This window comes from Microbulbifer mangrovi (assembly GCF_002009015.1).
Classification (GTDB): Bacteria; Pseudomonadota; Gammaproteobacteria; order Pseudomonadales; family Cellvibrionaceae; genus Microbulbifer; species Microbulbifer mangrovi.
This window is the reverse complement of sequence record NZ_LZDE01000219.1, coordinates 1-9,114: the sequence shown is the minus strand read 5'-3', so window position 1 is coordinate 9,114 and position 9,114 is coordinate 1. Positions and strand designations below refer to the sequence as shown.

The 9,114-nt window shown below is 57.6% G+C and carries 8 protein-coding genes; 1 reads left to right on the top strand and 7 read right to left on the bottom strand.

All coding sequences use genetic code 11. The features are described from left to right. Positions 1-78: 78 nt before the first annotated feature. Positions 79-1,848 (top strand): aminopeptidase P family protein, encoded by a 1,770-nt coding sequence (locus tag B4U49_RS02795; protein ID WP_078083058.1) that lies wholly within the window; start codon positions 79-81, stop codon positions 1,846-1,848. 7 nt (positions 1,849-1,855) lie between these two features. Here B4U49_RS02795 and B4U49_RS02790 read toward each other — a convergent pair whose 3' ends face one another. The 7 genes from B4U49_RS02790 to B4U49_RS02760 all read right to left on the bottom strand — a co-directional run bounded on the left by B4U49_RS02790 (position 1,856) and on the right by B4U49_RS02760 (position 8,864). Then, a complete protein-coding gene (locus B4U49_RS02790) occupies positions 1,856-2,989 on the bottom strand; it encodes an alpha/beta hydrolase (RefSeq protein ID WP_078083057.1) in 1,134 nt (377 codons plus the stop codon). Positions 2,990-3,009: 20 nt separating this feature from the next. Next, entirely contained in the window at positions 3,010-4,383 is a 1,374-nt protein-coding gene (locus B4U49_RS02785) for an MATE family efflux transporter (RefSeq protein ID WP_078083056.1), read from the bottom strand. Positions 4,384-4,463: 80 nt separating this feature from the next. Next, positions 4,464-4,991, bottom strand: coding sequence for a ribosomal protein S18-alanine N-acetyltransferase (gene rimI, locus B4U49_RS02780; protein WP_158078538.1), 528 nt, complete (start codon positions 4,989-4,991; stop codon positions 4,464-4,466). Positions 4,992-5,035: 44 nt separating this feature from the next. After that, positions 5,036-5,836 carry a hypothetical protein gene (locus tag B4U49_RS02775; RefSeq protein ID WP_078083054.1) on the bottom strand — a complete coding sequence of 267 codons (801 nt, stop codon included), beginning with the start codon at positions 5,834-5,836 and terminating at the stop codon, positions 5,036-5,038. A gap of 36 nt (positions 5,837-5,872) precedes the next feature. After that, entirely contained in the window at positions 5,873-7,408 is a 1,536-nt protein-coding gene (locus tag B4U49_RS02770; RefSeq protein ID WP_078083053.1) for a 2-isopropylmalate synthase, read from the bottom strand. 491 nt (positions 7,409-7,899) lie between these two features. Beyond that, positions 7,900-8,388 (bottom strand): MarR family winged helix-turn-helix transcriptional regulator, encoded by a 489-nt coding sequence (locus B4U49_RS19320; RefSeq protein ID WP_275078272.1) that lies wholly within the window; start codon positions 8,386-8,388, stop codon positions 7,900-7,902. Beyond that, on the bottom strand, positions 8,385-8,864 hold the full coding sequence (locus tag B4U49_RS02760; protein ID WP_078083051.1) for a glutathione peroxidase: 480 nt from the start codon (positions 8,862-8,864) through the stop codon (positions 8,385-8,387). The genes B4U49_RS19320 and B4U49_RS02760 overlap by 4 nt, the downstream gene beginning before the upstream one ends. Positions 8,865-9,114: the final 250 nt, after the last annotated feature.

Sequence of the window (9,114 nt, the reverse complement as noted above, 5' to 3'; positions counted from 1 at the left end):
GGATGGGTTCACGGCGTGTCCCGCAAGTTGTCCCCGGTTATTGGATCCGCCACGGCACTCAATAGACAGAGGTGAATTATGAGTCAGGAACGATTGGAGGCGCTGCAGCAAGCGCTATCCGCACAGCAGGTACAGGGTTTCCTGGTGCCCCGGTGCGACGAGTACCAGAACGAATATGTTCCCGCTGCTGACGAGCGTCTCGCCTGGCTCACCACCTTCGATGGCTCCGCCGGTCTCGCCGCAGTCACCACCCAGCGTGCCGCCCTGTTCGTCGATGGCCGCTACACCATACAGGCCAAACAGCAGATCGGCGCCCAGCCCATCGAGCAGCACAACCTCGCCCCCGCAGACATCGCCAACTGGCTGTGCAGTGCCCTCAGTGAAGGTGACGTCCTCGGCTACGATCCGCGGCTACACACCGAACCCGGTCTCGCCTCGCTGAAGAAGCGACTCGACGAGTGCGGTATCCAGCTGCGCGCCCTGGACACCAACCCCATCGACAGTATCTGGCAGGACCGGCCTGCAGCGCCCTCCGGCCCCGCGCGCCCGCACCCCCAGACCTTTACTGGCGAAGACTCCAACAGCAAGCGCCAGCGCATCGCCAAACTGCTCAACGACAAAAACCAGGAAGCCCTGTGGCTCGCCAATCCCGAAGTCTGCGCCTGGTTGTTCAATATCCGCGGCAGTGACATCCCCCACTTGCCCGTCGCCCTCTCCATGGGCTTCCTGTACAAGGACGGCAGCGCCACCCTGTACCTGGCGGAGAGCGCTATCGGCGATGCACTGCGCCAACACCTCGGACATGACGTGGAGCTGGTTAGCGACAAATCCGCACTGTTTGCCGCCGCCGAGCGCCAGCATGTGCAGCGGGTATGGGCAGATCCCCTACTAACCAATTGCTGGACCCTGCACGAACTCAGAAATCGCGAAATGCAGATACTGCTGGAGCGCGACCCCATTACCGGCGCCAAGGCACTGAAAAACAACGTGGAACTGGAAGGCAGTCGCGCAGCCCATATCCGCGACGGCGCCGCCCTGTGCGATTTTCTCGCGGAACTGCCCGACGCGGTTCAGAGAGAAAACTTCGGCGAGATCGAAGCCGTTAAATTATTGCGGGAAAAACGCGAGCAACGGGAAGGTTTTACCGACGACAGCTTTGACTCCATTTCCGGCTACTGCGGCAATGGCGCAATTGTGCACTACCGTGTCACCCCCGAGTCCAGCCTGCCCATGGAAGCCAAGGGCATCTACCTGATCGATTCCGGCGGCCAGTATCCGGATGGCACGACCGACGTGACCCGCACCGTCGCGCTGGGCGAATTCCCGCCAGCGGCAAAAGAGCACTTCACCCGGGTACTCAAAGGACATATTGCCATTGCCACACTGCGTTTTCCCGAGGGAACCTGCGGCGAACAGATCGATGCCTTTGCGCGCCAGTCACTGTGGAATGCCGGGCTGGATTACGCACACGGCACCGGTCATGGTGTGGGTAGCTTCCTGAGCGTACACGAGGGGCCGCAGCGCATCGGCAAGGCAAATACCAATGTGCCACTGGAAGCCGGCATGATCGTTTCCAATGAACCGGGGTTTTATCTGGCTGGTGAGTACGGTATCCGTATTGAAAACCTGATATTCGTGAAGTCGAGTCCAGAGCACTCCGGCTTTCTCGAATTTGAGGACCTGACACTGGCACCGATCGAGCGCCAGCTGATTGAGCCCGGCCTGCTCACGCAAAGCGAGCGGACCTGGCTGAATCAATACCACCAGAAAGTGCGGGAAACCCTCATGCCCCTGGTGGATGAGAAAACCCAAGCCTGGCTGGAAGAGGTCACCCGGCCAATAGCGTAATAGCCTCTTAGTGGACGGCGCCCGACGGCGCCGAGGGCGTCTCAAACTCATCGCTATTATTGGCGATCGTATTCGCCGGCTCGACCAATTTTTCGGGCCGGCCATCAGACGACCCGACATCGCCCTTAAGTCCCACTTCCCAAAACGGGAGTAGTACGTTGAGCACACGCTGACTGGCTTCAGGCTCCAGCGAATGTCCCATTCCCGCAATCATCACCAGCTGCGCGCCGGGGATTTTTTCTGCGGTATCCCGTCCGTGATCGGGTGGCAGCAACGGATCCCGATCACCGTGAATCACCAGAGTCGGTACGTCGATGGTTGCCAGTATGGGAGAGCGATCGCCGCTGGCGAGAATGGCCTGCAACTGCCGAATGGTTCCCGGTGGATAACTGCCGCGATTCAATACCCGGGTTGCCAGCTGCCGCGCGTATTCCTCATTGAAAAACTCTGGTGATCCAATCGCGCGTGCGATCATCACCCGGTTCCGCAGCTCTTCGCCCCGAGTAACTCCGGACTTGGCGCCTTGCGCCAGCGCAGTAATGGCATCGCGGCTGGATTCCGGCAGATCTGGCGCGCCGGAGCTCGACATGATGGAAGTGAGGCTGGCTACCCGCTGTGGATAGGTTGCGGTTAACACCTGGGAAATCATTCCCCCCATGGAGGCGCCCACCACATGTGCCCGCGAAATTCCCAGTGTATCCAGTACGCCGACAGCATCCCCCGCCATATCCCCGAGGGTGTAGGCAGGAGTGGGATAAAAACCGACCTTGGTACGCACCAGCGTCCACCACACTGGCGGCGCGGATAATCCGTAGAACTTCTGCGATAGGCCGGCATCGCGATTATCCAGCAGCACAACGCGATAGCCGCCGTCGAGCAGCCCCTGCACCAGCGTATCCCCCCAGTGCAGCATCTGAGCCCCGAGGCCCATGATCAGCAGAACCGGCTCACCGTCTTTGGGCCCCATATCCTGATACGCGATGGCGGTATCTTTTACCGTCGTAAAGTGAATCGGGTAGCGATCGAACGGGCTTTCTTCGGCAACGAGATTACTCGCGGAAAGTACGGTGAACAGCAACAATAAGACACAGGAAAACCTCTTGTGCAGCGCGATTGCAGAAAAACGTTCAGCACATTTCATCCGACACTTTCCCCTTGATATCACTTTACGGCCACGCTGCTGAGTTCAGATTGATGCCCGCCCAGGTAGCGGCGCAACCACCACCAGGCCGCGGCACCCAATACCAGGTTCGAAATTAACGTAGCCACAAATAGCCCGGTTATTCCCCAGTAATGATTTCCCAGCCAGGCCAGCGGCAGATACAAGCCCAGTACCCGCAAAAAGGAAATCAGTGTGCCCGGCAGTGGGTGACCGAGACCGTTAAACGCTGCGTTAGCAGACATCACAAATCCGTACCCGGCATAGCTGAATGGCACCAGACTGAGGTAAGCGATAGCGACTGCGAGAACCTCTGGGGACTCACTGAATAGCGAAACCAGGGGGCCACCCACAAGCCACAGGGTCACGGCCAGGCCCACCCCGAATGCGATACAGAACTTCGCCAGCACGGCGACCGTCTCCAGTAGCCGATCGAACCTTCCGGCACCGGCATTCTGTCCCATAAACGGTCCCACAACAGAAGACAGGGCATAAAACACGATTAATGCCACCGGCTCGATACGCAGTGCGACACCGAGGCCCGCCACCGCGTCGGCGCCATGCTTGGCCACCAATGCAACCACAACGCCACCGGACATGGGAATAATCACATTGGTGGCGATCGCCGGCAGCCCCACCGCTAACAGCGTGCGCCAGGAATCCCGCAATGCCGGCCACTGCCAGCTGGGCGCCCCCAGAAGATTTTCTCGCCGCACCAGCACATAAAGCGCAATGGCAAAACTCAGACCGCGGGCGATCACCGTCGCCAGTGCCGCCCCCTGTAACTCGAGGCGCGGAAACCCGAACAGTCCAAAGATCAGCAGCGGATCGAGTATCAGGTTGAACAGGGCCACTGCCATCAGAATGCGTCCGGTAATCGCGCTGTTGCCGATGGCGCGTAACGCCGACAGAGATACCATTGGCACCACGGCAAACACCGCACCAAAATACCAGGGCACCATATAGTCAGCGATCAGTGGCAACAAACGTTCCTGCGCGCCGAGCAGGCGAAACAATGGCTCAATGGTCAGTAAACCTGCTGCGCTGACGGCCAGGGCGATGAGAAGTGCCAGGAAGGTAGCATCGCTGACCAGTTGCCGCACACGTTGCATGTCTCCCGCGCCATATGCACGAGCAACCGCAGACGAAGTACCTGCACCCAGTCCAATGGCGAGCGCATTGATCACCATCACCACCGGAAAGGTGAAACTCATTGCGGCGAGCGGCGCGCTGCCCAGTTGTGCAACAAAATAGGTATCCACCACATTGAATGACATGGTGGCGAGAATTCCCCAAACCATAGGCAGGGCAAGGCGACGTAAATGGCCCGCGACCGGACCTTCAAGCAGGGATGGCTGGTTACGATTCGATGACATGTTTATTCCGGTCAATGGCAGTCCCGGTTAACGCGGCGAGGAAAATTGGCGCGGTCCGATAGCTGCCCGCTAGCAGGCGCCTACAATACCAGACTCATCAGTAATGCGTCTTCGCGACTGCCGTCGGGCTTGGGATAGTAGTTTTTCCTGCGACCATCTTCGGAAAAACCGAGCTTGTGGTAGAGCGCGCGCGCCGCGCGATTTGATGTGCGCACTTCGAGCAGAACCCGTGCTACATCTTCCGGTAGCGCGGAAAATATGTTCTGCAGCAGACGTCCCCCAACACCCAGACGGCGCCAGCGCGGCGCCACTGCCACATCGAGAATTTCAATTTCGTCGAACAGGCGACTCACTACACAACAGGCAGCAATCTCCCCGTCGTCGATCTTGCCCGGCTCCGCGGCCTGTTGATCCACGCGAAAGATCCAGCAGATATGCCCGGACTCGAGACTGTCCCGGTATTGCGTAGCGTTCCAGGGATGACTGTGAGCGCTACTTGCCAGCGCGGCCAGCGCATCGCAGTCTGACAGTTTTGCTTTTTGCAGAACCAAAGCATCCACCGCTGCGGCATCAGGGGCGGGGTGAGCGTCAAAGGGCGTAGATTTCAATGGGCGACTTCCATGGCCGGCAGGCAGTTACCGCGTTCGGCGGTTTAGCGGCGAGTCTGTTCGGGATATAGCTTGCGCAGCAGGTGCCAAACTTCCCGCTTGCGCTCCGGCTGGGTCAACAGCTCGGTCAGGCTGGGCATAGATACCAGGGATACGCCCTGCCAATCGTTCACGGGACCATCCAAGTTTACCGGTGTACAGTAACTTTGCGCCTGCACACCCATCAGCCAGATGGACTTTACCGGCTTGCGTGCACAGGCCGCTTCAAGCCAGCTCGAACAGGTATCCCGCGCATCAGCGGCACCGGCCGCAGCGGCGAAAGGGTTTTCCGCCAATGGCCAGCGCAACTTGTCGCGCCCGGTGGGAAGCTGGTGCCAGCCCAGGGCCCGGGCAATATTACCAAACAGGGATTCCACCGGCAGGGCAGTGCCCGGCTCGCGGCTGTCGACAGCGAGAACTTCTTCACCCAACCACCAGCAGCTCAGCACAAACGGCGCAACCTGCTGCTGTGGTGGCGCCACCGGCGCGGCCGCCCTGGTGGCGGGGGCTACCCGGCTCTCACTGGTAATACTGCCAATTACGCGGCCGAGTTCCGGCGCCGTCCCAGCTGAATCGGCCGGTACAGGGACATCACCACGGGCTTCAACCCCACCGTCGGAGATGGAGTGCTCGGGTGTTGCCACCTCAGCCATCAATGCGGCGCGAGGCGGTGCCTGTGGGGACTCATCAGCGGGCGGCGGCAATGGCGCCTGAGTCGGCTCCGCAGCCAACGGCAGGCGGAAGCGCGGCATATAGCTGGTAACACCCAGAGCCGTCAGATATTCCGTCCGCTGTAGTTCGTTCACATCAATCCCCGTTTACTGGCCACACCGCCCAGGCGCTCAAACGCCCTGCGGCTTACTGCTTTTACTGGCCAGCAAGTTTAATGCATCCAGGTACGCTTTTGCGGATGCCACCAGAATATCGGTATCGGCACCCACACCGTTGACCAGTTTACCATCGCGTTCGAGACGAACGGTAACGCTGCCCTGGGAGTCGGTACCCTGGGTGACTGCATTGACAGAATACAGTTTCAGGTCAGCGTTACTCCCAACCACGGACTCGATCGCCTTGAAGGTGGCATCTACCGGGCCACTGCCTTCAGCACTACACGAGCGAGTCTCGCCATCAATGACAATCTGCAAATGTGCCTGGGGATTACTGCCACTTTTACTGAGTACTTCCAGGTCCGCCAGCTGGTAGTGTTCCACCGGATCAGCGGCACCGGAGATCAGCGACTGCAAATCTTCATCAAAGATCTCGTGCTTCTTGTCGGCAAGATCTTTGAAGCGCTGGAACAGCACATTGAATTCCGCCGGGTCGGCGAAAGTGATCCCGAGTTCCTCATAGCGCGCTTTAACCGCGGCCCGCCCGGAGTGCTTGCCGAGTACCAGACGGTTCTGGCCCCAGCCTACGTCCTCGGCACGCATAATTTCATAAGTTTCGCGATGTTTGAGCACGCCGTCCTGGTGAATACCGGATTCATGGGCAAAGGCATTGGCGCCAACAATCGCCTTGTTGGGCTGAACCGGGAAGCCCGTAATCGAAGACACCAGGCGCGAAGTCGGCACAATATGGGTGGTGTCGATACCAGTCTCTACCGGATAGAGATCCTGGCGGGTGCGCACTGCCATCACGATCTCTTCGAGTGACGCGTTACCCGCGCGCTCGCCCAGACCGTTGATGGTGCACTCCACTTGGCGGACACCATTCATCACCGCCGACAGGGAGTTGGCAACAGCGAGGCCCAGATCGTTGTGACAGTGAGTGGAAAATATCGCTTTGTCAGAGTTGGGTACGTTTTCGATGACCCGCTTGAACATGGCCCCGTATTCCCCGGGCTCGCCATATCCCACCGTATCGGGAATATTGATGGTGCCTGCGCCGGCCTTGATCACCTCTTCGATGATACGGTACATGAATTCGGGCTCAGAACGGCTACCATCTTCCAGGGAGAATTCCACATCATTGGTGTAATTGCGGGCGAGTTTGACCGCTTCTACCGCCTGGCGCAGCACGTCTTCCGGATCCATCTGAAGCTTGTACTTCATATGAATGGGAGATGTAGCGATAAATGTGTGGATACGGGCGGAGTTGGCTTTTTTCAGGGATTCCGCGGCGCGGATGATATCCGCTTTCACCGACCGGGCCAGACTGCACACAGTGGAGTCTTTGACGGTCTCTGCCACCGCCTGCACTGCTTCGAAATCACCTTGGCTGGCGATGGCAAAGCCGGCTTCAATCACATCTACCCGCATACGCTCGAGCATACTGGCGATGCGGACTTTTTCGTCTTTGGTCATGGATGCGCCGGGGCTCTGCTCACCATCGCGCAAGGTTGTATCAAAAATGACTAATTTATCTTTATTAGTGTTCATCAGGGCTCGTCTCCTAGTCTTGCCCGAGGCTAAACAGCGGTGACGCCGCTGTCTATGCACTGCTCAAATTAAGTACGGAATTCTGTAGAGAGGTATGGGGATAAAATTATATGCCGCGGCGCGGCAGTCGTAGCAGGCTTGCTAGTCGTAGGAGGGCAGCTGGGATCAGGGCAATCGCCAATACGGAAATGTTACGCGAGGCGCACACTAAACGGGATCTGGAGGCCTGTGGCCTCACGACCGACACACGCCGGTCGACAGGAGCTGCGGGATACATGGCTGCTTCAACTTTCTGGAAATATTGATTCCCGAGACGACCATCGAGCCATCCCGGCCGGCGCCACCGATACGAATCATCGGCAAGCTCAGGGTTGAACTATAAGTCTCGAGCCAGCACACATCAACAGCCATCCTAATTATCAGACTAAAAAGGAGTAGTTATGCAAGGTAATGGTGCTTTTTATATCAATAAAGAAACTAACATCCTAATTCTAACTATCGCCTTGCAGCGCATTTAATAACTTCCAAAGCTCCCGGTGCAGCGCTTCCAGCCTGGCCTTTGGCACAGCCAGTTCCCCCAGGGCACCATCCCGCCAGGCCTTCACTTTCGACTTCAGCGCTCGCGCCGTATCCGTGATCTCGATCAGAGTAACCCGTTCATCCTGAGCGCTACGCCGACGGTGCAACAGTTCCAGACCTTCCATTCGTTTCAGCAGTGGCGTCAAGGTACCGGAATCGAGCATAAGCTCGCTTCCCAGGGCGCTGACCGTCCACAACTCTGCCGCGCGCTGCTCCTCATCCCACTGCCACAACACCAATAAAACCAGGTACTGTGGATAAGTGATCCCGAATTCCCGCAGCATCGGCTGATAAGCACGGGTCATTGCCCGCGAGCTGGCATAAAGCGCAAAACACAACTGACGATCCAGGCGAAGGGAATCCGTTCCCTCGCTGGGGGAATTAGGTACAGGTCGACTCAAAGTAGTTTCTCGATGTCTGCCGCCAGATCCGTGGGCTTGTCTTTCGGAGCATAGCGATTCACCACCTCACCCTCACGGTTCACCAGGAACTTGGTAAAGTTCCACTTGATTCCCTCGGTGCCCAGGATCCCCGGTGCACGCTTCTTCAACAGGGTGAATAGTGGATGTGCATTACCTCCATTCACGTCCAGCTTGGCGTAGACAGGAAAGCTGACCCCGTAGTTGAGGGTACAGAATTCCTGAATTTCACTGTCACTGCCGGGCTCCTGCTGGCCGAACTGGTTACATGGAAAACCTAGTATTAGAAGCCCCTTATCCTTGTATTTCCGATACAGCTCTTCCAGCCCTTTGTACTGTGGTGTGAAACCGCACTTACTCGCCGTATTCACAATCAGCAGCACCTTTCCTTTGTACTCTTCCAGTGTTGTGGGCTTGCCGTCGCTGGACTGTACTGGAATTGAATAGATATCTGACATGTAGGCTCCTCTGATCTGATCATCGTTCATATATGCTCTGACACAATTAGATTGTGCACAACTCAAATGGAGAACGCAAAGCCTGGATTACACCCGGTTCGACCAGCACCGGCACATACGCAGGTTATGCACATGCATGTTCCAAACATCTTGTGGATAGATGTTGATAACTCTCACTCCCGCTGTAAGTTGATTTTGTGAAGGTTTTTTAACTTATTCACAGGTGCGTTACTCACAGAAACTCTGGACA

What these genes read in the sequence shown, in the direction of transcription:
- B4U49_RS02760 (WP_078083051.1), bottom strand. Translation starts at nt 8,864, where the DNA reads ATGTCAGATATCTATTCAATTCCAGTACAGTCCAGCGACGGCAAGCCC.
- B4U49_RS02770 (WP_078083053.1), bottom strand. Translation starts at nt 7,408, where the DNA reads ATGAACACTAATAAAGATAAATTAGTCATTTTTGATACAACCTTGCGC.
- B4U49_RS02795 (WP_078083058.1), top strand. Translation starts at nt 79, where the DNA reads ATGAGTCAGGAACGATTGGAGGCGCTGCAGCAAGCGCTATCCGCACAG.
- B4U49_RS02790 (WP_078083057.1), bottom strand. Translation starts at nt 2,989, where the DNA reads ATGAAATGTGCTGAACGTTTTTCTGCAATCGCGCTGCACAAGAGGTTT.
- B4U49_RS02785 (WP_078083056.1), bottom strand. Translation starts at nt 4,383, where the DNA reads ATGTCATCGAATCGTAACCAGCCATCCCTGCTTGAAGGTCCGGTCGCG.